Origin of the sequence: Microbacterium sp. TPU 3598, from assembly GCF_002356155.1 — a bacterium.
Taxonomy (GTDB): Bacteria; Actinomycetota; Actinomycetes; order Actinomycetales; family Microbacteriaceae; genus Microbacterium; species Microbacterium maritypicum_A.
The window spans coordinates 1,529,894-1,553,584 of record NZ_AP017975.1 but is presented as its reverse complement, the minus strand read 5'-3'; the positions used below and the strand labels follow the sequence as shown (position 1 = coordinate 1,553,584).

Genomic DNA, 23,691 nt, shown 5'->3' with positions numbered 1-23,691 from the left:
CGGCTCCTATCGGGCGAGGTGGCGCGGGTTGCGCGCATCGTTGTAGGCGATCGACAACAGGGTCGCGGACAGCACCAGGATGAGGATCGCGATCGAGGGGAACAGTGTCAGCCACCAGGCACTGACCATCGCGCCGGCCTGCTGCGCCTCGTAGAGGATGCGACCCCAGGACCAGGTCGTCGGGTCGCCGAGGCCGAGGAAGGCGAGTCCGGCGGCCGAGAGCACGGCCCGCGAGGCCGTCACGACCACGGACACCACGACCACCGGCGTGACGGCGGGGAGGACGTGTTTCGTGATGATCCAGACCGGAGAGGTGGTCATCAGGCGCGAGGCATCGACATAGGGCAGCCCGACCACGGTCAGCGCCTGCGAGCGCACGAGACGGGTGACCTCCGGCCAGGAGAACGCGGCGACCACGAAGATGATCGTCGACGTGCTCGGCCCCACGAGCGCGGCGATCAGGATCATGAGCGGGAGCACCGGCAGCGAGAGCGTCATGTCGACGATCACGCTGATGAAGCTGTCGAGCTTGCGGAAGTAGGCGCCGAGAACAGCGATGATCGTGCCGAAGACGATCGCGATCAGCGAGGCGGCCACCGCGACGAGCACACTCTGCTGCGTTCCCCAGATCACCTCGGAGAAGACATCGCGGCCCAGTGCGTCGGTACCGAACCAGTGGTCGCCGCTCGGCGGACGCAGGACGTCCGGTCCGTAGCTGGCGGGATAGGGCGCGATCAGCGGCGCCGCGAGAGCCACGATCACCAGCAGGATCAGCAGCCCGAGCGAGATCATGCCGAGCGGGTCCCGGCGGAAAGCGCGCCAGGTGTGCGCGCTCGCCCGCTCGCTGCCGGCGGCGGTCGGCTCGCTCGGAGCGAGGGTCTCTGAGGCGGGCATCGGAGCGGTCATGAGGTCTTCACTCTCGGGTCCAGGTAGCCGTAGATGATGTCGGTGATCGTGTTGGCGACCACGACGGTGATGGCGAGCATGAGGAAGGCGCCCTGCAGCACGGGGAAGTCGAGCTGTGTGACGGCCTCGTAGATCCCGCGCCCGATGCCCGGATAGGCAAACACGGTCTCGGTGAGTACTGCACCGCCGACCAGGAATCCGAGTTGCAGGCCGATCAGGGTCGTGGTGGGGAGCAGGGCGTTGCGCAGGGCGTGCTTCCAGAGGATGCGGCTGCCACGGATGCCGTTCGCCTTCGCCAGGAGGATGTAGTCCTCGCCGAGCGTCTCGATCAGCGTCGAACGCATCGTGAGCACGTAGGAGCCGACCTGGATGAGCATGAGCGACACCGCCGGGAGGACGAGGTGCTGCGCGACGCTGAGGTACCACTCGAAGCCGTAGGTGTTGTTGGTGTAGGCACCTCCGATCGGGAACCATCCGAGGTTCAACCCGAACACGAAGAGCAGGAGGATGGCGACGCTCGGGACGAACAGGGACTGCCCCGTCACGCCGACCACCTGCACCGCCCTGTCGATGAAGCGCCCCTTGTGGGACGCAGCCGCGACGCCGAGTGGAACGCCGATGAGGATCGTGAGCACCAGTGCCGTGATCGTCAGGAGAAGGGTCCACGGCAGCCGCTGCATGAGGACATCGGTGACCGGGATCGACTGCGTGAACGAGATGCCGAGGTTGCCCTGCAGCAGCTGCCACATGTAGAGCCCGTATTGCACGATCAGGGGCTGGTCCAGCCCGTACTGCTCGAGGATGGTCGCCCGGATGTCGTCCGTCATGTTCGGACTCGCCAGCGCCAGGGCCGGGTCGCCGGGAAGCAGACGCAGGAGCAGGAACGTCACGGTCACGGCGAACCAGATCGTGAGGAGACCTCGACCCACGCGACGGAGAATGAACGATGCTCGGGACACCCGGGCGACCTTCCTCGAGATTTCAGTGGTTGTTACTCGACCGGGTGCGCGCTCGCGAGCGAGAGCGGGTTCACGATCGAGAGCAGCTCGCTCGGCTTCGAGATGAAGCCGGCCCATTCGTCGCTGGCCGCGAAGAACAGGTTCTGCGTGTACATGATGTTGTCGTAGACCTGCTCGTGCACGATCTTGTTCGCCTCGCGCATGATCGAGATCTTCTCGTCCTCGTCGAACGTGACCATGCCCTCCTCGATCAGCGCGTTCAGGTCGGCGTCGTCGACATGGGTGTAGTTGATCGCACCGCCGGGAAGGTACGACAGCGAGAAGTTCGTCACCGGATCGTCCATGATCGCGAAGTTGCCCGCGTAGATGTCGTAGTCGCCCTCGCTGGTCATCGAGAGGTATGTGTTGCGCTCGGTGCCCTGCAGCTCGATCGTGATGCCGGCCTCCGCCGCGCTGTCCTTCACCATCTGCGCCCATTGGCTGGTCACGCTGTCCTGCAGCGAGTAGATCAGCCGGAACGAGACGGGGAAATTCCCGTTCGCGTCTGCCGTGTAACCGGCCTTCTCCATGAGGGAGCGCGACTTCTCGGGATCGAACTCGTACTCCTTCACCGACTTGTCGTAGTACTTCGCGAGCACCGGCATCAGAGCGCTGGAACCTGTCGAGACGGCCTGCCCCTGCAGCACGACGGTGCGGATCGCGTCATAGTCGACCGCATGGGCCAGAGCCTGTCGCACCTCGGTCTTCGCGAGGTCGGGCTTGTCCATGTTGTAGACCAGGTGCGCGTAGCCGAGCCCGGGCGCCTCGACGACCTGGAGGCCGTCGGTGCTGCTGAGCTGATCGACCTGTGCGGGTGGCAGCGCGTTCGCGATCACGTCGATCTCGCCGCTCTGCAGCGCCAGGATCTCGGTGTTCACGTCCGGGTACACGCGGTACACGACCTCGGCGGGCCCGGGGACGCCGCCCTTGACGAGCGGGTAGTCCTCGACGCGCTTCAGCGTGTAGTGCTGACCGACCTGGAAGTCGCTCATGATGAACGGCCCCATGCCCACCCAGCCTCCGGCGCTGCCGTCGTTCGCGAACTCGGCGATCGACCCCTGCGGCTCGAACACGTGCTTCGGAACGACGACGCCCCAGAAGCCGATCTCTTCGACGATCGAGGAGTCGGGCTGGGTGAGGGCGAGCTCGACGCGGGTTTCCGACACCGCGGTCGCGGTGTCGAGGTTGCCCAGCTGCCCGTAGAACGTGCCGGGAGCCTGATCGCGCTTGACGGCGTTCAGCGTCCAGGCGACGTCCTCGGCGGTGAGGGGCTCACCATCGCTCCAGGTGAGATCGTCGCGGATCTCGTAGAAGCCGGTGGTGTCGTCCACGTAGCCCCAGTCGGTGGCCACGTGGGCTTCCTTGGTGCCGTCGTCGCTGATGCTCAGCAGATGCGGATACATCAGGTTCGTGATCCACGAGTCCGTGCGGCTGTTGCCGAGGACCGGATTGAAGTTCACGACATCTGTCGTCGTGCCGATGCTGATCGTCTCGTCGCTCGGGCCGGTGGAGCCGGATGACTCCCCCGGTTCCGGCGCGGACGGGGCGCACGCGGCGAGGCCGACGGCGAGAGCCGCGGCCGCACCGAGGGCGAGGAACTTGCTGTACTTCATCAGACCCAAACCTCCTCGAGTACGCGCATGGTGTTCCCTCCGACGACGGCGCGAATCTCGTCGTCGGAGTAGTCGTGCTTCACGAGCCAGCCGATGATGTTGTAGAAGGCCTCGGCCGGGTTCTCGATGCCGTCGACGTACGGCTGCTTCTCGTAGTCGACGTTCGCATGTGCCTGCCCGAGCGACAGGTTCGACGAGAACGCGTCGTGCAGGCCGACGTGATCGCCGAACAGCGTGTCAGGACCGAAGCTGACGTGCTCGAGTCCCACCAGGTCCACGCAGTACTGGAAGTGGTCCATGACCGATTCCAGGGAGTGCTTCGGGTGCTGGGGGGAGATCGTCGTGTGAGGGGCGGCCTCGATTCCGATCACGCCGCCGCGCTTGGCGCATTCGATGATCGTCTCATCCGTCTTCATGCGGTTCGTCGGCCACAGGCCGCGCGCACCGGCGTGCGTGATGAATACCGGCTTGGTCGAGTGGGCGATCACATCGAGACAGGTCTGGTCACCGGAGTGGGAGATGTCGATCGCGATGCCGAGCTTGTTCATACGCTCGACCGCGCGCTCGCCGAAGTAGGTCAACCCGCCGTCTCCGCGCTCTTTGAGACCGCCGCCGAGCATGTTCGCCTCGGAGTATGCGATGCCCATCTGCCGCACGCCGAAGCCGTACAGGACGTCGAGGCGGTCGACCTCGTTCTCGATCATGGTCGAGGCTTCGAGCGCGAAGATGTGCGCGACCCGTCCGGTCTCGGCGGCGTGACGGATGTCCTTGATCGACTCGGCCTTGATCACGTAATCCTGGTGTGCGAGGTCGGCCATGCGCACGCCGAGGTCGAACAGCACGTCCTGGTACTTCCAGCCGGCATCGCTCGAGATGCAGCAGGTGCCATCCATGCCGTTGTCGAACACGGCGGTCAACCCGGAGCGGGCGAGGCCCTGGTAGCCGGTGGGTTCGCGGCCCTGGCGGATGTGGTCGCGCAGCTCGCCCATGTCCTCGGGAAAGACCTGCACGTGCTCGTGCAGGGAGATCACGGTCTCTTCGCGAAGCAGACGTTCGGTGCGTTCCTGCTGCGCGGCACTGAGCCCGAGGTCGTAGGCCGGCACACGGCCGATCTGCTTGGCGTAGCGAAACTCGCGGTAGTCCTTGCCGGCTTCCAGGTAGTCGTACGCGGTGTAGCCGGTGTACCGGCCAGCTTGTTCGAGCACGGATGCGCTCCTTCGGTTCGATGATGCGGGTGCCCCTCCCGGTCGACGAGCGGGAGATTCCTCGAATCTGGAGGATTTCGGCGCAGATGTCAACCATTGTGATTATCTTCGGCTGAAATGTTTCCTGTTCGAAACAATTCAGAACAAAGAAGCTGGCATGATGGCATCCATGGAGAACACATCCGCCCCCCGGAACGCCGTCGTCCTGGACGTCAAGGGACTCACCGTCACCCTCACCGGCGATGGACGCCGCAGCCGCGTGGTCGACGGCATCGATCTCGCCGTTCGCCGCGGCGAAGTCTTCGCGCTGCTCGGCGAATCAGGCTCGGGCAAGTCGATGACCGCCCGCGCGATCATGGGTCTGATCGACGAAGGAGACGTCGAGGCGGAGACGATGTCACTGAGCGGAACCGACCTCCTCGCCCTCTCCCCCGAGCAGCATCGACGCCTGCGAGGCGTGCGCGTCAGCCTGGTCATGCAAGATGCCCTTTCCGCGTTGAACCCGGTCCTCAGCATCGGCGACCAGATCATCGACCTCATCCGCGCTCATGGCAGCATCGGCCGCCGAGCCGCCGAAGCGCGCGCGGTCGAGCTGCTGACCCTCGTCGGTATCCCCACCCCCGACAAGCGCGTGCACGACTATCCGCACCAGTTCTCCGGCGGTCAGCGCCAGCGCATCCTGATCGCCATGGCGATCGCGCTGGATCCTGATCTCATCATCGCGGATGAGCCGACCACCGCGCTCGATGTGACGGTGCAGGCGCAGATCCTCGACCTGCTGCTGTCCCTGCGCGACCGGCTGGGCATGGGAATCCTGCTCATCACGCATGATCTGGGCGTGGTGATGGAGGTCGCCGATCAGGTCGCCGTCATGCGCTCTGGCCGCATCGTGGAGTCAGGGCCCGCCGACGAGGTGCTCACGAAGCCGCAGCACGCTTACACCATGCGTCTGCTGAACTCCATGCCGCGAGATGTGAGCGCCGCCGCGGAGAACGACGGGACGGTGCCCATCCTCGAAGGCCGCGGCCTGAAGCGCACGTTCCGTTCCGGGAGCGGGCGACGAGCGCACCGAGTCGCCGCCGTCGCGGGTGTCGATCTCGAGCTCCGCCAGGGCGAGATCCTGGCGATCGTCGGCGAATCGGGCAGCGGCAAATCGACGCTGGCGCGGATGCTGGTCGGACTCGACTCACCCGATGCCGGCACCCTGCGCTACCGCGATCAGGACGTGACGCGCGGTCGGCTCCGCGATCGGAAGATCCTGCGTCGTGGCGTGCAGATGGTCTTCCAAGACCCGTATATGTCGTTGAACCCGCGGATGACCGTGCAGCAGATCATCTCCGAACCGCTCGCCGCGACCCACTCCGGAACGCCGGCGACGCGACGGGAGCGCGTCGCCGATCTGCTCGATCTCGTCGGCCTCACCCCCGAGATGGGCTCGCGCTTCCCGCACCAGTTCTCGGGCGGCCAGCGCCAGCGCATCGGCATCGCCAGGGCGCTCGCGCTCGATCCGGACGTTCTGGTGTGCGACGAGCCTGTCTCGGCGCTCGACGTGTCGATCCGCGCACAGATCATCGACCTGCTGTGCGACCTGCGCGAACGGCTGGGCATGTCGATCGTCTTCATCGCGCACGACCTGTCCCTCGTGCGTCACATCGCCGATCGCGTGGCGGTCATGTACCTGGGGAACATGGTCGAGATCGGGGAGACGGAAGACGTTTACCGCCACCCCGAACATCCCTATACGCGGTCGCTGCTGTCCGCGATTCCGCCGCAGACGCGCGCGGAGCGCGGCATGCTCGCACGCCGAACGCGTGTGACCGCCTGACCGTCCGGTACGACGAGGCCGGATCAGCGACCCGGCCGCACCGTGAGGTCGGTGATCTCCGCGTCGCGCGGAAGATCGAGGGCGGTGAGGATGGTCGTGACGACGGCATCGGGCGTGATGAAGCGACCGGCGTCGTAGTCCTGCCCCTCCTGCTGGTGCACACGCTCCTGCATCGGGGTGGCGGTGCGACCCGGATAGATCGACGTCACGCGCACGCCGTGCGGCGCCTCCTCGGCCCGCAACGCATCGGCGAGGGCCCGGAGACCGTGCTTCGACGCCGCATATGCCGCCCACCCGGCGTTGGCACGCAGTCCCGCCCCCGAGTTCACGAATACGACCTGCCCTTGCGACACGCGCAGAACGGGCAGCAGAAGGCGCGTGAGCTCGGCAGGAGCCACGAGGTTCACGGCCAGCTGCTGTTCCCACAACGCGGGAGCGAGGTCGGCCACGTCACCGAGGTCGACGACCCCGGCGACGTGCACGAGCGAGTCGATCCGGTCGGGCAGGTGCTGCTTCGACAGCGCCCACGACAGACGACCCGGCTGAGCCAGATCAGCGACCAGGACGGATGCTCCCGGAAGGCTCTCTGCGATCTGCCTGGCGCGTCCGGCGTCGCGGGCAAGCACCACCACGTCATCGCCACGGTCCAGCAGACGGCGCGCGAGGACTGCACCGATGCCGGAACCCGCACCGGTGATCAGGTGCGTGGGCATGTCAGCTCGGGTCTGTGGTGGCGGGCTCTGCCACGTCGATCGGAACGACGGGGCAGTCCTTCCACAGTCGCTCGAGGCCGTAGTAGACGCGCTCCTCCTGATGGAAGACGTGCACGATCAGGTCGCCGAAGTCGAGGAGCACCCATCGGGCCTCCGCGCGCCCCTCGCGCCGCACGCGCTTGTGGCCCGACTCGATCAGCCGGTCCTCGATCTCATCGGCGATGGCGGCGACGTTGCGCTCGCTGTTTCCGGTGACGAGCAGGAAGATGTCGACGAGCGGAAGAGGCTCGGACACGTTCAGTGCGACGAGATCTTCACCGCCCTTGTCGATGGCGGCTTGTGCTGCGAGACGCAGCATCTCTTCGGCAGTTTCAGGTGATTGCATCAGAACACATTCGTGGTGATGGCGATGATGACGACGACACCGACAGCGAGGGCGAGGCCTCCGGCGACGATCGCCAGGGTGATCATCAGCCGGTTGCCCTTCTCGGGCGCCGGCGGACGGATCACCTCGCCGGCGGGCTTGATGGTGCTGACCGCCGAGCTGGCGGCGATCGGCGTAGGCGACGACGCGGGGGGAAGCTCGCCGTCGATGAGAACGGCGTCGACGTCCTTGCCGTCGGCGGTTCCCAGGGCGTGGCCCTGCGAGCCCATGCCCTGAGGCAGTTCATAAGACCCGGTGACGAGGATCTCACCGGTGGAAGCGACAGGGCCGGAGAGCGAGCCCTCGCCCGGGGACGGCGTGAAGATCAGGGCGTTCGGTGCGGAGTGCTGCGACCCGGTCGAGTCACCGACGGAGAGCAGCTCGTCGAACGACGGGCGGAAGGGGGTGTGCGGGTCGGGAGCATCGGCGAGGATCCCCTCACCGAACGCGGGGTTGACGGTGGGGCGGGCTGCGGCGTCGTCATCGTCATCATCGGCGTCACCGACATCTGCCAGCACGTCGTCACCGTCGGTCTCGGAGTCACCGGTGCTCTCGGCCGGAAGGCCCAGAGCCGAAGCCACGTCAACATCGTCCTCGTCGGACTCGTCACCGGCACCATCGACGGACTCCAGCGGAACATCTCCCACGGAATCCGCGACGACGGATGCACGCACGGGAGCGACGGCGACCTCGTCGTCGACGTCATCATCGTCGGCGTCGCCCGGCTCTTCGTTCCGTGTGAAGTTCGGGACCCCCGACACGATCTCCGCGGGGTCGTGCGTCGCGGCGGACTCCTCGTCGGTCGGTTCCGCCGGCGCGTCGGGGGCTGGCTGCTCGACCTCCGCCTCTTCGGACTGCTCTCCGGCGATCACGGGCACCGAGGCCGTGCGCACCTTCTCGAGCTCGCGCGCCTGGCGGCGCGTCAACGGCGCATCGCCGCTGACGTCGTCAGGCACGGAAGTCGGCGCGGGCGGGATCTCCACGGGCTCGGCGGCACGGGGCAGCGGCGGTGCGGGCGGTGCCGCCTCAGCCGCCGCGGCAGCCTCCTCGCTGGAGATGACCGGGGTCGAACCCGTCAATCGAATCTCCCGCAGCTGCTTTCGCGTCAGCGGACCCTGCTCCTGCTGATCCGATGTACTCATGCCTTGCTCCGATACAGATGATGCTTCGCGATGTACTGAACGACCCCATCAGGGACCAGATACCAGACCGGCTGATCGTCGCGAACGCGTTCACGGCAGTCCGTCGACGAGATCGACAGCGCCGGCACTTCCAGTTGGCTGACGTTGTCGCTCGGGAGGCCGTCTGTGCTCAGGACATGTCCAGGGCGTGAGACCGCGACGAAGTGTGCCAACTCCCACAACTCATCATGGTCCCTCCAACTGAGAATTTGCGCTACGGCGTCGGCTCCGGTGATGAAGAAGAGGTCGGCATCCGGTCGATCACGCTTCAGGTCGCGCAGTGTGTCGATCGTGTAGGTGGGGCCCTCGCGGTCGATGTCGACCCGGCTCACCGTGAACTGCGGGTTCGAGGCGGTGGCGATGACCGTCATGAGGTAGCGGTGCTCGCTCGGCGAGACTCCCGACTTCTGCCACGGGTGACCGGTCGGCACGAAGACGACCTCGTCGAGCCCGAAGGAGTTCGCGACCTCGCTGGCTGCGACGAGGTGGCCGTGATGGATGGGGTCGAACGTACCGCCCATCACGCCGATGCGCGGGGGGCGCGTGGTCGCAGCGTCGTTCATGGGGGCCTAGTGGCCGTGTCCCGCCTCGTGGCCGTCCTTGCCGTGCTGCGCTGCCCATGCCTCGGCCTTCGCCGAGTGACGGTTGGCGACGTTCTTGTACGAGAAGGTCACCAGCCCGAGGAAGGCGAACACGACCGCAGCGATGGCTCCGAAGATCACCGTTTCGAGCGCGACGTTGCCGTGGTGCTCGGTTTCGGCAGCGGCCATCGCGATCTGTGCGACGAGGTTCATCCTGACTCCGTTTCGTGGCGTGCTGTTCGGGATCCTGTGAGGTACAGCGTCCCCCAGTCTAGCCCTCAGCCGCGGGTCTGCCCCGACCCACGCGCGAGCCATTTCGTGCTGGTCAACTCGGACAGCCCCATGGGCCCGCGAGCGTGCAGCTTCTGGGTCGAGATGCCGACCTCCGCGCCGAATCCGAATTCGCCGCCGTCGGTGAAGCGCGTCGACGTGTTCACCATCACGACGGCGGAATCCACCTCGGCGAGGAAGCGTTCCGCGTTGCGCGAGTCGGTCGTGATGATCGACTCCGTGTGTCCCGTGCTGTAGCGACGAATATGGTCGAGGGCCTCGTCGAGGGAGTCGACGACCTTGATCGCGATGTCGAGACTCAGATACTCGGTCTCCCAGTCCTCCTCGACCGCCGGGATCACGTTCGACACCATGCCGGCGACCATGTCGTCACCGTGGATCGCGACGCCCTCACTCTGCAGAGCGCTGGCCACGAGCGGGATCAGACGCGGAGCCGCCTGACGATGCACCAGCACCGTCTCCACCGCGTTGCACACGCTGGGGCGCTGCACCTTGGCGTTCACGACGATGTCGCTCGCCCAATCGTCCGGGGCCGTCTCGTCGAGGAAGATGTGGACGTTGCCCGCTCCGGTCTCGATGACAGGCACGGTCGACTCCGTGACGACGGCTTCGATGAGACCGGCACTCCCCCGTGGCACCAGCACGTCGATGAAGCCGCGACCGTGCATGAGCGCCTTCGCGCCCTCGCGACCGAAGTCATCGACGGTCTGGATCGCCTCGCTCGTGAGTCCCGCGCTCTCCACCGCCCGCCGCATGACGTCGACGAGCACGGTGTTCGACTCGCGCGCGGCACTCCCCCCGCGCAGCACGACGGCATTGCCCGCACGCAGCGCGAGCGCGGCGATGTCGACCGTCACGTTCGGCCGGGCTTCGTAGATGGCGCCGACCACTCCGAACGGCACGCGCACCTGCTCGAGGGCGACACCGTTGGGCATCCTGTGCCCGCCGACGACGCGGCCCACCGGGTCGGCGAGGGCCGCGACTTCGCGCACAGCGGCGGCGAGGGCCGCCACGCGCTTCTCGTCGAGACGCAGCCGGTCGATGAGCGACTCCCCGATGCCCTCGTCACGCCCACGGACGATGTCGCGGGCGTTCGCCTCGATGATGCGCGGCGCGGCGTCGAGAAGGGCGACGGCGATCGCTTCGAGCACCCGCGCCTTGTCGTCGCTCGTGAGCGCGGCAGCGGCGCGGGAGGCCTCTTTGGCGCGCTCCAGGCGCACCTGTGGGGTCTGGTCGGTCATCCGCCCAGTTTATGAGGTGGCCGGCTCGAACCAGGTTCCTATTTCCGCACCGGCGAGGGCCTGTTCGACGAGGTCGGCGCTGGTGACCAGGACGCCGATGCCGGATGCCGCCGCGAGACGCGCGGCCGAGACCTTCGTGGCCGCTCCTCCCGTGCCGACGCTGTTGACGACGGTCGCCCCGAACTCGAGGCCGGTCAGGTCGGCATCGGGAGCCACGACATCGATCGGTTCGGCGCCGGGGTCCGTCGGAGGTCGCGTGTACAGCGATTCGATATCGCTGAGAAGGATGAGCGCGTCGGCTTCGATCAGCTGGGCGACGAGCGCGCCGAGCCGGTCGTTGTCGCCGAAGCGGATCTCCTGCGTCGCGACGGTGTCGTTCTCGTTCACGATCGGCAGGGTGCGAAGCCCGAGCAGCCGCTCCATCGCGCGACGGGCGTTGGAGCGCGATGTCGGGTTCTCGAGGTCGCCGGTGGTGAGGAGCACCTGCCCCGCGACGATATCGAAGGGACGAAGCGACTCCTGGTAGCGATACATCAGGATGTTCTGACCAACGGCCGCCGCGGCCTGCTGGGTCGCGAGGTCGGTCGGGCGGGCGTCGAGCCGCAGGAACGGGATTCCGGACGCGATCGCACCAGACGACACCAGGACCACCTCGGCTCCGCGTGCATGCGCCGCGGCCAGAGCTTCGACGATGACGGGGATCCGCCACGACGAGTCTCCGCTGATCGAGGAGGATCCGACTTTGACGACGATGCGGGACGCGGTGGCCAGATCCGCGCGTGTGCGTGCTGTCACTCGCCGTCCTCGCGGTACGCGGCGAGACGCTGCGTCTCCACCTCGGCGCGAGCCTCGGCCTTGGCATCCATTCGCTCGTAATACTGCTCGCGTCGCTCCGACGTCGTGCGGCGCGAATTCGGCGCCAGACGGGGGTCCGTACCCCGAGGCGCGCTCATCAACTCTGCCGCCGAGGTCATGGTGGGCTCCCAGTCGAAGACGATGCTGTCGCCCTCGCCGATCACGACGGTCGACCCCTGCACCGCACCGAGGCGGAAGAGCTCGTCCTCGACGCCGAGCTTTTCGAGACGATCGGCGAGATACCCGACGGCTTCTTCGTTCTGGAAGTCGGTCTGCTGCACCCAGCGCACCGGCTTCTCGCCCATGATGCGATAGACGTTGCCGTACGTGCCACCCTCGACCCGGATGGTGAAGTCCTTCTTGGAGCCTCGCGGGCGGATGACGACGCGCTCCGGCGGCGTCTCGAGCGCGGCTTCGGCGCGAGCCTTCTCGACGAGCTCGCCCAGCGCGAAGGTGAGGGGACGCAGACCCTCGTGCGAGACCGTGGAGATCTCGAACACCCGGAAGCCGCGAGCCTCGAGATCGGGACGCACGAGCTCAGCGAGGTCGCGTGCCTCGGGGACGTCGATCTTGTTCAGAGCGATGAACTGCGGGCGCTCGAGGAGCGGCGTCTGTCCCTCGGGCACCTCGTAGGCGCCGAGTTCCGCGAGGATGACGTCGAGGTCGGAGATCGGGTCGCGTCCGGGCTCCAACGTCGCGCAGTCGAGCACATGCAGCAGCGCGGAACAGCGCTCGACGTGGCGGAGGAACTCGAGGCCGAGCCCTCGGCCCTCGCTCGCACCCTCGATGAGACCGGGCACGTCGGCGACCGTGTAGCGAAAGTCACCGACCTGCACCACACCCAGGTTCGGGTGCAGCGTCGTGAACGGATAGTCGGCGATCTTGGGGCGGGCGGCGGAGATCGCGCCGATCAGGCTCGACTTGCCGGCCGACGGGTACCCCACGAGGGCGATGTCGGCGACGGTCTTCAGCTCGAGGACGATGTCGCCCTCGTGGCCGGGCGTGCCGAGCAGAGCGAAACCGGGCGCCTTGCGCTTGGGGGTGGCGAGAGCGGCGTTGCCGAGCCCGCCCATACCGCCCTTGGCGACGACGAACCGCTCGCCGGGGATGATCATGTCGATGAGGACGTCGCCCGCGGTGTTCTTCACCACCGTGCCGACCGGAACGGGCAGCTCGAGCGTCTCGCCGAGGAATCCGGAGCGGTGATCGCCCATGCCCGGCCCACCGTTGCCGGAGGAACGATGCGGCGAGTGGTGGTACGAGAGCAGCGTGCCGGTCTGCGGGTCGGCGACGAGCACGACATCGCCGCCGTCGCCACCGTTGCCGCCGTCGGGACCACCGAGCGGCTTGAACTTCTCGCGGTGCACGGAGACGCAGCCGTTGCCGCCCTTACCCGCACGCAGGTGCAGTGTGACGGTGTCGACGAACGTGACCATTTGCTAGTCCTCAGGGTTGCTGTGCGTTTTCGGAGGGTAGATACACGGACGGGGCGAGCCGAAGCCCGCCCCGAACCGGATATCTAGTGTCGCGCTGTGATCACTCAGCTGCGGCGACGATGTTGACGACCTTGCGGCCGCCCTTCGCGCCGAACTGGACCGCACCGGCGGCCAGAGCGAACAGCGTGTCGTCGCCACCACGACCGACGTTGACGCCGGGGTGGAAGTGCGTGCCGCGCTGGCGAACGATGATCTCGCCGGCGAGGACCTGCTGACCGCCGAAGCGCTTCACGCCGAGGCGCTGAGCGTTGGAGTCACGACCGTTACGGGTTGAGCTTGCGCCCTTTTTGTGTGCCATGTCCTAGTCCCCTCGGGCTTACTTGATGCCGGTGATCTTGACGCGCGTGAGCTCCTGGCGGTGGCCCTGACGCTTCTTGTAGCCGGTCTTGTTCTTGTACTTCTGGATGATGATCTTCGGGCCGCGGAGGTTGCCGATGACCTCTGCCGTGACCTTGACCTTCGCCAGCGAGTCAGCGTCGGTGGTCACCGTGGCGCCGTCGACGAGCAGCACGGCGGCCAGCTCGATCTTCTCGCCCTGGGCAGCCTTGACACGGTCGAGCTGAACGATCGTGCCGACCTCGACCTTCTCCTGCCGCCCACCGGCGCGCACTACTGCGTAAACCACTTCATACCTGTTTCGTTGGGGAGCTCGCGGCTCCGAGATCTCACGGGAAGACTGTTGCTTGCATGCGCCGCAGAACGGCGGGCGCGAACGCAAGACTCTCCGCTTCGACCAACGAGGACGACGCGGCATACGCACCAAGGGACTACTTTACCGGATGCGGGTCGGTGTCGCAAAGCGGCGCGGCTCCGAGGCGTCTCACATCCCGCTCCCGCCCTGCCCTGTCGAGGCGGTCGTAGGCTGACCGGGTGACCGTACTCGTCGACGAACCCCTCTGGCCCGCCCACGGACGCCTCTGGGCGCACCTGGTCAGCGATGAGAGCCTCGACGAGCTGCACGTGTTCGCGCGCGCGAACGACGTCCCCGCACGCGCGTTCGACCTCGACCACTACGACGTGCCGGAGGAGATCATCCCCCGGCTCGTCGCCGCCGGCGCCCACCACGTGCAGGGCAAGGAACTGGTGCGCCGGCTGATCGCCTCAGGACTCCGAATCCGCAGCCGCGACCGGCGCTGACGGCTCGTTGTTCACCGAGACGGGAGTGCCGGTGAGCGCAGCAGTGCTCACCCGACGGCGCCCTCGCCCCTGACCGGGAGCTTTCGGCTCCGGAAGAGCGTCGAGGACCGAGTCGAGGAGCTGCTCGGCCGGAGACTTCGGCCCCTTGCGGTCGCCGCGCTTCTTGCGGGCCTTCTTCGGACGTTCGGAAGCCACGGGCGCCTCAGCCGCGACATCGACCGACTCGACTGCGGGCGCGCCATCCGCCGCCGGGGCGATGGTGGAGGCGGCGATCTGCGCGAGGGCCGACTTCGCGCCCTCGGTGATGCTGTGGGTGACCGGAGGAGCGGAGGGAGCACTCTGGCTCTGTCCGTTCCCGTTGCCGCCGTTGCCGCGCTGACGACGACCGCTCTGCCCGTTGCCACCGTTGCTGCCGCCGCCGTTGCTGCTGGAACGGTGCTTCACCACGGGGTCGTGGTGCACGATGACACCGCGACCGGCGCAGACCTCACACGCCTCGCTGAAGGTCTCGAGCAGGCCGAGACCGAGCTTCTTGCGCGTCATCTGCACCAGGCCGAGCGAGGTGACCTCGGCCACCTGGTGCTTGGTGCGGTCGCGGCTCAGGCACTCGATCAGTCGACGCAGCACGAGGTCGCGGTTCGACTCGAGCACCATGTCGATGAAGTCGACGACGATGATGCCGCCGATGTCGCGCAGACGCAGCTGGCGGACGATCTCCTCCGCCGCCTCGAGGTTGTTCTTGGTGACGGTCTCCTCGAGGTTTCCGCCGGAGCCGACGAACTTGCCGGTGTTGACGTCGACGACCGTCATGGCCTCGGTGCGGTCGATCACGAGCGAGCCGCCGGAGGGCAGCCATACCTTGCGGTCGAGAGCCTTCTCGATCTGCTCCGTGATACGGAATGCATCGAACGGATCGGTCTCGTCCTCGTAGGCCTCGACGCGCTCGAGGAGGTCGGGGGCGACGCTCTCGAGGTAGGCCCGGATGGTCTGCTGCGCGTCCTCGCCCTGGATGAGCATCTTCGTGAAGTCCTCGTTGAAGACATCGCGGACGATCTTGACGAGAAGGTCGGGTTCGGCGTGCAGGAGCGCGGGCGCCTGCTGGTTCTCGACCTGCTTCTGGATGTGCTCCCACTGCGAGGTGAGCCGCTGCACGTCGCGCGTGAGCTGGTCCTCGGTCGCACCCTCTGCCGCGGTGCGGACGATCACGCCGGAGGACTCCGGCAGCACCTCTTTGAGGATGCGCTTGAGGCGCGCCCGCTCGTTGTCGGGGAGCTTGCGGCTGATGCCGTTCATCGACCCGCCCGGCACGTAGACCAGGTAGCGGCCGGGAAGCGAGATCTGGCTCGTGAGACGGGCACCCTTGTGGCCGACGGGGTCCTTCGTGACCTGCACGAGAACACGGTCGCCGGGCTTGAGCGCCAGCTCGATGCGACGCGGCTGGTTGCCGGTCTCGACGCCGTCCCAGTCGACCTCACCGGAGTAGAGCACGGCGTTGCGCCCGCGCCCGATGTCGACGAACGCGGCCTCCATGCTGGGGAGGACGTTCTGCACGCGCCCCAGGTAGACGTTTCCGATGAGCGACGCGTCCTGGTTGCGGGCGACGTAGTGCTCGACGAGCACGCCGTCCTCGAGGACGCCGATCTGAGTGCGGCCGTTCTTGGAACGGACGACCATCTTGCGGTCGACGGACTCACGGCGTGCGAGGAACTCGGCCTCGGTGACGACAGGGCGACGGCGGCCGGCGTCACGACCGTCGCGGCGACGCTGCTTCTTCGCCTCGAGACGGGTCGAACCCTTGATCGCCTTCGGCTCGGTGATGTACTCGACGACGCGCTGACGCTGACGCGGCTCTTCGCGCTGGTCGTCACCCTCGGAACCGCCCCGGCGACGACGACCGCGGCCTCGGCCGGCTGCATCGTCCTGCGGCTGGTCGCGCTCGGCGATGCGGTCGAAGATGCGCTCGCGACCCGGACGTGCGGGCAGCGGCACGATCTCCGGCGCATAGAAGTGCAGTTGCGTGGAGACCTGGGAGACGAACACCTCAGGGAGCAGACCGAGCGACACGGCGGTCACCGGTGCCGGAGCCTCGGGAGCAGAAGGAGCCTCTTCGACCGCGGGGGCATCGTCCGCAGCGGGAGCTTCGTCCGCGACGGGAGCTTCGTCCGCGACGGGGGCTTCGTCCGTAGCCGGCTCTTCGTCAGCGGCCTCGTTCTCCGCCTCCGATTTCGCCTCGGCGACGGCCTCTGCGATCGACTCGGCCGCAGCAGCGGCGTCGTCGGCAGCCGCAGCAGCGTCATCCGCCGCCGCGTACCCGGCCGCGACGTCATCGGCGGCCGCGTCCTCGGCCACCTCTGCAGCCTCAGCCACTTCAGCAGCCTCGGCGGCTTCTGCAGCAGTGGACGGCTCTTCGCCCTCGCCCGAAGACCCCGCGCGGTCGTCCGCGCCGGGAGCCGTGGGCTCCGTCAGCTCTCCCGCGGCGTCAGCCGGGAAGTCGAGGGTAGGGGCGTTGTTGTCATTGTTCTCATCGGCCATCTCTGGCTTACTCCCTGCACGGGACACTCGGTGTTCCGTGAAATCTCATGCGGTACCCGCAGGTGCCGCGAACTCACTCGGTCTGCGACCGGCTCATAGCTCTGATCGCGTGGGGCATTGGACCCCGAAGTCTGCTCGACGCGTGTCGCGGCAACGCCGTTCATCGCATCACAGGCCATTATCGCACCAAGTGGCTCCGTTCGCGGCATCCCGTCATCCGGGCCGGACATTTCTCCGGCCTGTTCTCGCCGCATCCATAGCAGTCGCTGGGATAATCCCCAGTATGAGCGAGCAGCGCACCCGCCCCGTCATCTACGCCGTCTGGCTGATCATCGCGAGTGTGGTGGGCTGGTTCGCCGCCTTCCAGCTCACTGTCGAGAAGTTCGTCCTGGCGGCCAACCCTGACGCCGTCCTCAGCTGCAACGTGAGCGTGATGATCCAGTGCGGGAAGAACCTCGAATCCTGGCAGGGCGAGGTCTTCGGCTTCCCCAACCCGATTCTCGGTATCGCCGGCTGGATGGCGCCGCTGTTCGTCGGCGTCGCCCTGCTCGCGGGATCCCGCTTCCCGCGGTGGTTCTGGCTGACCTTCGGTGCCGGGGTCACCTTCGCCTTCGGCCTCGTGTGCTGGCTGATCTGGCAGAGCATCTACGCCCCCAACCTCGGCGTTCTCTGCCCCTGGTGCATGCTCACCTGGTCGGTCACCATCCCCACATTCTTCGCGACGATGCTGCACCTCACCCGCAACGGCACCTTCACCAGCAACGAGAAGACGAAGGCCCGCGCCGAGAGGCTGATGGCCTGGGTCCCGCTCGCGACGATCCTCGCGTACGCCGTCGTCATCCTGCTCGCTCAGCTGCGTGGCCTCGATCTCCTCGGCGAGGTCATCGGCATGATCTTCTGATCCTCCGCTCCGCCGACGGCGGAGACGAGGAAAGCCCGCCCGCCGAGACTCGGCGTGCGGGCTTTTCGCGTGCGGACGGGTTCTCAGTCGAACCAGATGCCGAGCTCGCGCGCGGCCGACTCGGGGCTGTCCGAGCCGTGCACGAGGTTCTGCTGCACCTTGAGGCCCCAGTCGCGACCGAAGTCGCCACGGATCGTGCCGGGCGCAGCGGTCGTCGGGTCGGTGGTGCCGGCGAGCGAGCGGAAGCCCTCGATCACGCGGTTGCCCGCGAGACGGATGGCGACCGAGGGGCCGGAGAGCATGAACTCGAGCAGCGGCTCGTAGAACGGCTTGCCCTCGTGCTCGGCGTAGTGCTCGGCCAGCAGGTCGCGGTCGGGCTCCACCAGACGGATATCGACGAGGGCGTAGCCCTTCGCCTCGATGCGGGCGAGGATCGCGCCGGTGAGGCCGCGAGCGACGCCATCGGGCTTGACGAGGACGAGGGTTTCTTCGGTGGCCATGTCATTCACTCTCTGTGTCTGAGATCTGCGTGGTCTGAGTCTCGGTCGTGGGTCCGGCCGGGCGTCGTGCGTCCAATCGGGCCCCTCCGATGGTCGCATACGCCCACATGCCGCCGAAAATCAGGACGACGAGCAGGATGGAGGGAACGAAGAACGCCGATAGGGCGACGAGTGCCTGCACGACCCACCCGGCGGTGATCGCCCAGGGCTTCGTGATCATCCCGGCGATCGCGATGCAGGCGAGCGCGACCACCGCCCCGGCGACGATCGCCCACCACTGCTCGATACCGTCGGGAAGCTGCCGCAGCCCGAAGATCGTCAGGCCCACGAGGAAGACCACGATGGCCTCGAAACCCAGCACGACAGGTGCGAGCTTCTGCACGAGCGTGCGCGGCGGGCGCGGCCGGCGGGTACGGCGAGCCGGTGTCGCGTCGGCGCTCATGCGCGCCACCCCGCCTTCCAGTCCTCGTCCTGCGCCAGGGCGATCGCCTCTCCGGCGAGCACCACGGAGCCCGCGATGATGACCGCGCGTCGATCGGAGGATGCGGCCCACTCGCGCGCGGCGTCGGCGGCGTCGGCCAGCGAGTGGTGCACGGTCGCCCGCTGTCCGGCCTGCTCGACGAGGTCGGCGATCGCATCCGCATCGCTCGCGCGATCCGAATCCGGAGCGGTGGCGAACACGTGCGCCGCTCCCGGTGCCAGTTCGGCGACGATGCCGGCGGCGTCCTTGTCGGCGAGCACACCGAGCACCAGGCCCCATTCGTCGAAGTCGAAGCTGTCGTCCAGAGCCTGCGCGAGTGCCTTGGCGCCGTGCGGGTTGTGAGCCGCGTCGACGATCACGGTCGGGGCGATGCCGAGCAACTGCAGCCGGCCCGGTGACGTGCTCTCCTGCAGACCCGCCGTCACGATGTCCGCGGCGATGCGCTGGGTGGCACCGCCGATCAGCGACTCGACGGCGGCCACTGCGAGAGCGGCGTTATGCCCCTGGTGAGCGCCGTACAGCGGCAGGTACTCCTCGGTGTACTCCCCCGCCAGGCCACGGATCGTGAGCAACTGGCCGCCGACGGCGAGCTTCTGCTCGGTGAGACCGAACTCCTCGCCCTCGAACGCGATGGTCGCGTTGCGCTCCGCCGCCACGCGACGCAGCACCTCGGCCGCCTCCGCGGGCTGCTGGGCGGACACCACGGCCGCGCCCTCCTTGATGATGCCGGCCTTGACCTCGGCGATCTCGGCGATCGTGCTGCCGAGACGGTCGGCGTGGTCGATGTCGATCGGCGCGAACACCGCGACGTCGCCGTCGGCGGTGTTCGTGGAGTCCCACTCCCCACCCATGCCCACCTCGAGCACGAGCACGTCGATCGGCGCATCGGCCACGGCGACGAACGCCAGCACGGTCAGCAGTTCGAAGAACGTCAGCGGAGCATCACCCGCGGCGTCGAGCTCGGCATCGACGATGTCGACGAACGGCTCGATCTCGTCCCACGCATCCGCGACGGCCTCATCGGCGATGGGCTCGCCGTCGATCATGATCCGCTCGGTGAAGCGCTCCAGATGTGGGCTCGTGAACAGTCCCGTGCGCAGATCGTGCGCCCGCAGGAGGCTCTCGATCATCCGCGCGGTCGACGTCTTGCCGTTCGTACCCGTGATGTGTACGACGCGATACGTGCGCTGCGGGTCATCGAGGAACGCGAGGATGCGGGCGGTGCGCTCCTTGCGCGGCTGCACCCAGCGCTCTCCGGCGCGGCTCAGCAGGGCCTCGTAGACGGCATCCGCCCTGTCCTTGTCACTCATGCTCCCGCTCCCATCCTGGTGACGGCGATCGTGAAGTCGCCGGCATTGGCATATGTCCCGGCGGGGATGACCGCGGAGAACTCGGGCGTCACTCCCGCAGCCGCGGCCAGGACCGCTCCGTGTCCGAAGATCGAGTCTCCCTGCGCGTCGATCACGTAGTACTCCTCGGCGAGGGTCTCTGCCGCGATGCCGGCCAGGTCGAAGGCCGAGACGACAGCCTGGGTGTCCACGTCGTCCTGGAACCGGAGGACCAGCTGGATGCGGTCGCTGACGTCGAAGTCGGCGTTCTTGCGCGTCTCCTGCACGGCGCGGATGACATCGCGTGCGAGTCCCTCGGCCTCGAGCTCCGGTGTCGTCCTGGTGTCGAGCAGCACGAAGCCACCGGTCGGGACGATGGCCAGGGCCTCCCCCTCCGGGCGGCCGGTCGTCTCGAGCACGAGCTCGTACTCCGACGGCTCGAGGACGATGCCACCTGCCGTCACGACACCGGAGACCTCACTCCAGTCACCGGAGCGCGCCGCCTGGATCGCCTTCTGCACCTCCTTGCCGAGGCGCGGACCCGCCGCACGGGCGTTGACGCTCAAGCGGTGCGCGATGCCGTACTCCGCCGCCGTGTCATCGGCGAGTGTGACGAGCTCCACCGACTTCACGTTGAGCTCCTCACGGAGGATGTCCTCGAACTGTCCGAGCGACGCCGCGAGCGGTGAGACCACCGTGAAGCGGGCGAGGGGCAGGCGCACGCGCAGCTTCTCCTTCTTGCGCAGCGCGTTGCCGACGCTCGACAGCTCGCGCACCGCGTCCATCGCGTCACGGATCTCGTCCGCTGCCGGGAACTGCGTGTCGTCCGGCCAGTCGGTCAGGTGCACGCTGCGACCGCCGGTCAGGCCCTGCCACACGCGCTCGCTGACGAGCGGCACGAGAGGCGCCGCCACACGGGTGAGCGTCTCGAGCACGGTGTAGAGGGTGTCGAAGGCCTCGCGGCTCTTCGGGTCTTCCGTCACGCCCGTCCAGAAGCGGTCGCGCGAGCGACGGATGTACCAGTTCGTCAGCACCTCGGCGAAGTCGCGCAGCCGCGCGGACGCGGTGGTGGAGTCGAGCCCCTCGAGATCGGCGCGCACCTCCCGGACCAGGTCACCCAGACGCGCCAGGATGTAGCGGTCGAGCACGTCGGTGGAATCCGTGCGCCATTCGGCCTGGTAGCCCTCGGCACCCGAGGCGTTGGCGTACGTGGCGAAGAAGTACCACGAGTTCCACAGCGGCAGCAGGAACTCGCGGACCCCCGAGCGGATGCCCTCTTCCGTGACCGCGAGGTTCCCACCGCGCAGCACCGAGCTCGACATCAGGAACCAGCGCATCGCGTCGGAGCCGTCGCGGTCGAGCACCTCGGACACGTCCGGGTAGTTGCGCAGCGACTTCGACATCTTATAGCCGTCGCTGCCCAGCACGATGCCGTGGCAGCTGACGCCGGTGAAGGCCGGACGATCGAACAACGCGGTCGACAGCACGTGCATGACGTAGAACCAGCCGCGGGTCTGGCCGATGTACTCGACGATGAAGTCCGCCGGCGCGTGCGAGTCGAACCACTCCTGGTTCTCGAACGGGTAGTGCACCTGCGCGTAGGGCATCGAGCCCGAGTCGAACCACACGTCGAAGACGTCCTCGATGCGGCGCATCGTGCTCTTCCCCGTGGGGTCGTCCGGATTCGGACGCGTGAGGTCGTCGATGTACGGCCGGTGCAGGTCGACCTCGCCCTCGGGGTTGCGCGGCAGCGTGCCGAAGTCGCGCTCCAGATCCTCCAGCGACCCGTACGCGTCCACGCGCGGGTACGCGGGGTCGTCGCTCTTCCAGATCGGGATGGGCGAGCCCCAGTAGCGGTTGCGGCTGATCGACCAGTCGCGCGCGCCCTCGAGCCACTTGCCGAACTGTCCGTGCTTGACGTTCTCCGGCACCCACGTGATCTGCTCGTTGTTCGCGAGCATGTCGTCCTTGATGTCCGTGACGCGGATGAACCAGCTCGACACGGCCTTGTAGATCAGGGGGTTGCGGCAGCGCCAGCAGTGCGGGTACGAGTGCTCGTAGCTCTGCAGGCGGATCAGCCGACCGTTCTCGCGGACCAGGCGCACGAGCGGCGTGTTCGCGTCCATCCAGAGCTGACCCGCGACGTCGGTGACGTTCGGGAGGAACTTGCCGCCGTCGTCGAGCGACAGGATCGTCGGGATTCCGGCAGCACCGGCAACCCGCTGGTCGTCCTCACCGTAGGCCGGAGCCTGGTGGACGATGCCGGTGCCGTCGCTGACCGTGACGTAGTCGTCGACCAGGATGCGCCAGGCGTTCTCGGTGCCGTACGTCTCGGTGTCGGCGTAGTAGTCGAACAGCCGGTCGTAGGTGACGTCCTGCAGCTCGGCACCGCGCACGGTCGCATCGACGGCGGCCAGCGCGTCATCGGCACTCTCGTAGCCGAGGTCCTTGGCATAGCCTCCGATGAGCTGCTTTGCGAGCAGGTATCGGTGGGCCGACGCCTCGACGGCGGCGTCCGTCGTCCCCGCGGCCTGATGCACGTCCGCCGCACCGTGGGGTCCGGCCGGCAGCACCACGTACTCGATGTCGGGACCGACGGCGAGCGCGAGGTTGGTCGGCAGGGTCCAGGGCGTGGTGGTCCATGCGAGGGCGCGCACACCGGTGAGGCCGAGCGCCTCGGCCTTGGCGCCTGTGAGCGGGAAGGTCACTGTCACGGAGGGGTCCTGGCGCATCTGGTAGACGTCGTCGTCCATGCGCAGCTCGTGCGCCGAGAGCGGGGTCTCGTCGCGCCAGCAGTACGGGAGGACGCGGTATCCCTCGTAAGCGAGGCCCTTGTCGTACAGGGTCTTGAACGCCCAGAGGACGCTCTCCATGTAGCCGAGGTCGAGCGTCTTGTAGCCGCGGTCGAAGTCGACCCAGCGCGCCTGACGGGTGACGTAGTCCTGCCACTCGTGCGTGTAGGCGAGCACCGAGCTCTTCGCCTTCGCGTTGAAGACGTCGATGCCCATCTCCTCGATCTCGGCCTTCTCGGTGATGCCGAGCTGCTTCATCGCCTCGAGCTCTGCAGGCAGGCCGTGCGTGTCCCAGCCGAAGACACGGTCGACCTTATGACCCGTCATGGTCTGGAAGCGCGGGAACACGTCTTTCGCGTATCCGGTGAGCAGGTGGCCGTAGTGCGGCAGGCCGTTCGCGAAGGGAGGGCCGTCGTAGAACACCCACTCGGGCGCGCCCTCACGCTGCGCGATCGAGGCGCGGAAGGTGTCGTCCGTCTTCCAGAACGCGAGCACCTCCTCCTCGATCTGCGGGAAGCGGGGGCTGGGCGCGACGGAGTCGGCGGCGGGGCCGAAGGAGGAACGGGGGTAGGTCATCGTGTCTCGCAGTGGTCGTCGTGGCGGATGCTCCTGCGAGGACGACCCTCACGGACCGCGGTACCACCTCGCGTGCCGCGCCTTGCGACGCGACCACTCTCACTGCGGCTGTGAC

22 protein-coding genes are annotated in these 23,691 nt (G+C 67.5%); 3 read left to right on the top strand and 19 right to left on the bottom strand.

Going from position 1 to position 23,691, the window contains the following annotated elements; all coding sequences use genetic code 11:
* Nucleotides 1-6: 6 nt before the first annotated feature.
* Genes MST3598_RS07340 through MST3598_RS07325 form a run of 4 tightly spaced genes read right to left on the bottom strand, consistent with a single transcriptional unit; the run spans nucleotide 7 to nucleotide 4,722 of the window.
* Nucleotides 7-906 carry an ABC transporter permease gene (locus MST3598_RS07340; protein ID WP_021198531.1) on the bottom strand — a complete coding sequence of 300 codons (900 nt, stop codon included), beginning with the start codon at nucleotides 904-906 and terminating at the stop codon, nucleotides 7-9.
* Nucleotides 903-1,865 (bottom strand): ABC transporter permease, encoded by a 963-nt coding sequence (locus MST3598_RS07335; protein ID WP_021198530.1) that lies wholly within the window; start codon nucleotides 1,863-1,865, stop codon nucleotides 903-905. The genes MST3598_RS07340 and MST3598_RS07335 overlap by 4 nt, the downstream gene beginning before the upstream one ends.
* Before the next feature lie 32 nt (nucleotides 1,866-1,897).
* On the bottom strand, nucleotides 1,898-3,517 hold the full coding sequence (locus MST3598_RS07330) for an ABC transporter substrate-binding protein (protein ID WP_029260177.1): 1,620 nt from the start codon (nucleotides 3,515-3,517) through the stop codon (nucleotides 1,898-1,900).
* Entirely contained in the window at nucleotides 3,517-4,722 is a 1,206-nt protein-coding gene (locus MST3598_RS07325) for a dipeptidase (RefSeq protein ID WP_021198528.1), read from the bottom strand. The genes MST3598_RS07330 and MST3598_RS07325 overlap by 1 nt, the downstream gene beginning before the upstream one ends.
* Here MST3598_RS07325 and MST3598_RS07320 point away from each other — a divergent pair.
* Nucleotides 4,697-6,547 (top strand): dipeptide ABC transporter ATP-binding protein, encoded by a 1,851-nt coding sequence (locus MST3598_RS07320; protein WP_231924913.1) that lies wholly within the window; start codon nucleotides 4,697-4,699, stop codon nucleotides 6,545-6,547. The genes MST3598_RS07325 and MST3598_RS07320 overlap by 26 nt on opposite strands.
* Nucleotides 6,548-6,570: 23 nt before the next feature.
* On the opposite strand, the gene MST3598_RS07315 is transcribed toward MST3598_RS07320, so the two are convergent.
* From MST3598_RS07315 to rplU, 10 genes are all read right to left on the bottom strand, one after another.
* A complete protein-coding gene (locus MST3598_RS07315; protein ID WP_029260175.1) occupies nucleotides 6,571-7,260 on the bottom strand; it encodes an SDR family oxidoreductase in 690 nt (229 codons plus the stop codon).
* A gap of 1 nt (nucleotide 7,261) precedes the next feature.
* Nucleotides 7,262-7,645, bottom strand: coding sequence for a ribosome silencing factor (gene rsfS, locus MST3598_RS07310; protein ID WP_029260174.1), 384 nt, complete (start codon nucleotides 7,643-7,645; stop codon nucleotides 7,262-7,264).
* On the bottom strand, nucleotides 7,645-8,826 hold the full coding sequence (locus MST3598_RS07305; protein WP_029260173.1) for a hypothetical protein: 1,182 nt from the start codon (nucleotides 8,824-8,826) through the stop codon (nucleotides 7,645-7,647). The genes rsfS and MST3598_RS07305 overlap by 1 nt, the downstream gene beginning before the upstream one ends.
* Nucleotides 8,823-9,428: a nicotinate-nucleotide adenylyltransferase gene (nadD, locus tag MST3598_RS07300; protein WP_021198523.1), complete on the bottom strand. Its 606-nt coding sequence runs from the start codon at nucleotides 9,426-9,428 to the stop codon at nucleotides 8,823-8,825. Before nadD ends, MST3598_RS07305 begins: the two co-directional genes overlap by 4 nt.
* A 6-nt stretch (nucleotides 9,429-9,434) precedes the next feature.
* On the bottom strand, nucleotides 9,435-9,659 hold the full coding sequence (locus tag MST3598_RS07295; RefSeq protein ID WP_021198522.1) for a hypothetical protein: 225 nt from the start codon (nucleotides 9,657-9,659) through the stop codon (nucleotides 9,435-9,437).
* Nucleotides 9,660-9,724: 65 nt separating this feature from the next.
* On the bottom strand, nucleotides 9,725-10,978 hold the full coding sequence (locus MST3598_RS07290) for a glutamate-5-semialdehyde dehydrogenase (protein ID WP_029260172.1): 1,254 nt from the start codon (nucleotides 10,976-10,978) through the stop codon (nucleotides 9,725-9,727).
* 9 nt (nucleotides 10,979-10,987) lie between these two features.
* Nucleotides 10,988-11,773 carry a glutamate 5-kinase gene (gene proB, locus MST3598_RS07285; RefSeq protein WP_021198520.1) on the bottom strand — a complete coding sequence of 262 codons (786 nt, stop codon included), beginning with the start codon at nucleotides 11,771-11,773 and terminating at the stop codon, nucleotides 10,988-10,990.
* Nucleotides 11,770-13,269 (bottom strand): GTPase ObgE, encoded by a 1,500-nt coding sequence (obgE, locus tag MST3598_RS07280; protein ID WP_029260171.1) that lies wholly within the window; start codon nucleotides 13,267-13,269, stop codon nucleotides 11,770-11,772. Before obgE ends, proB begins: the two co-directional genes overlap by 4 nt.
* Nucleotides 13,270-13,369: 100 nt before the next feature.
* Nucleotides 13,370-13,627, bottom strand: a complete 258-nt coding sequence (gene rpmA / locus MST3598_RS07275) for a 50S ribosomal protein L27 (protein WP_028501603.1) — start codon at nucleotides 13,625-13,627, stop codon at nucleotides 13,370-13,372.
* A gap of 18 nt (nucleotides 13,628-13,645) precedes the next feature.
* Nucleotides 13,646-13,954 carry a 50S ribosomal protein L21 gene (gene rplU, locus MST3598_RS07270; RefSeq protein WP_028501602.1) on the bottom strand — a complete coding sequence of 103 codons (309 nt, stop codon included), beginning with the start codon at nucleotides 13,952-13,954 and terminating at the stop codon, nucleotides 13,646-13,648.
* Between the two features lie 245 nt (nucleotides 13,955-14,199).
* Between rplU and MST3598_RS07265 the strand changes: the two genes are divergently transcribed.
* A complete protein-coding gene (locus MST3598_RS07265) occupies nucleotides 14,200-14,466 on the top strand; it encodes a DUF4031 domain-containing protein (RefSeq protein WP_021198518.1) in 267 nt (88 codons plus the stop codon).
* Here MST3598_RS07265 and MST3598_RS07260 read toward each other — a convergent pair.
* Nucleotides 14,431-16,998 carry an Rne/Rng family ribonuclease gene (locus MST3598_RS07260; protein ID WP_029260170.1) on the bottom strand — a complete coding sequence of 856 codons (2,568 nt, stop codon included), beginning with the start codon at nucleotides 16,996-16,998 and terminating at the stop codon, nucleotides 14,431-14,433. The two genes, MST3598_RS07265 and MST3598_RS07260, sit on opposite strands and share 36 nt — an antisense overlap.
* A 283-nt stretch (nucleotides 16,999-17,281) precedes the next feature.
* Between MST3598_RS07260 and MST3598_RS07255 the strand changes: the two genes are divergently transcribed.
* On the top strand, nucleotides 17,282-17,899 hold the full coding sequence (locus MST3598_RS07255; protein ID WP_029260169.1) for a vitamin K epoxide reductase family protein: 618 nt from the start codon (nucleotides 17,282-17,284) through the stop codon (nucleotides 17,897-17,899).
* 83 nt (nucleotides 17,900-17,982) lie between these two features.
* Here the strand turns inward: MST3598_RS07255 and ndk are convergent, their stop codons facing one another.
* Genes ndk through ileS form a run of 4 tightly spaced genes read right to left on the bottom strand, consistent with a single transcriptional unit; the run spans nucleotide 17,983 to nucleotide 23,576 of the window.
* Nucleotides 17,983-18,399, bottom strand: coding sequence for a nucleoside-diphosphate kinase (gene ndk, locus MST3598_RS07250; RefSeq protein WP_017830321.1), 417 nt, complete (start codon nucleotides 18,397-18,399; stop codon nucleotides 17,983-17,985).
* A 1-nt stretch (nucleotide 18,400) separates the two neighbouring features.
* Nucleotides 18,401-18,841 (bottom strand): DUF4233 domain-containing protein, encoded by a 441-nt coding sequence (locus tag MST3598_RS07245; protein WP_208323550.1) that lies wholly within the window; start codon nucleotides 18,839-18,841, stop codon nucleotides 18,401-18,403.
* Nucleotides 18,838-20,190 (bottom strand): bifunctional folylpolyglutamate synthase/dihydrofolate synthase, encoded by a 1,353-nt coding sequence (locus MST3598_RS07240; RefSeq protein ID WP_029260167.1) that lies wholly within the window; start codon nucleotides 20,188-20,190, stop codon nucleotides 18,838-18,840. The genes MST3598_RS07245 and MST3598_RS07240 overlap by 4 nt, the downstream gene beginning before the upstream one ends.
* Nucleotides 20,187-23,576, bottom strand: a complete 3,390-nt coding sequence (gene ileS / locus MST3598_RS07235) for an isoleucine--tRNA ligase (protein ID WP_029260166.1) — start codon at nucleotides 23,574-23,576, stop codon at nucleotides 20,187-20,189. Before ileS ends, MST3598_RS07240 begins: the two co-directional genes overlap by 4 nt.
* Nucleotides 23,577-23,691: the final 115 nt, after the last annotated feature.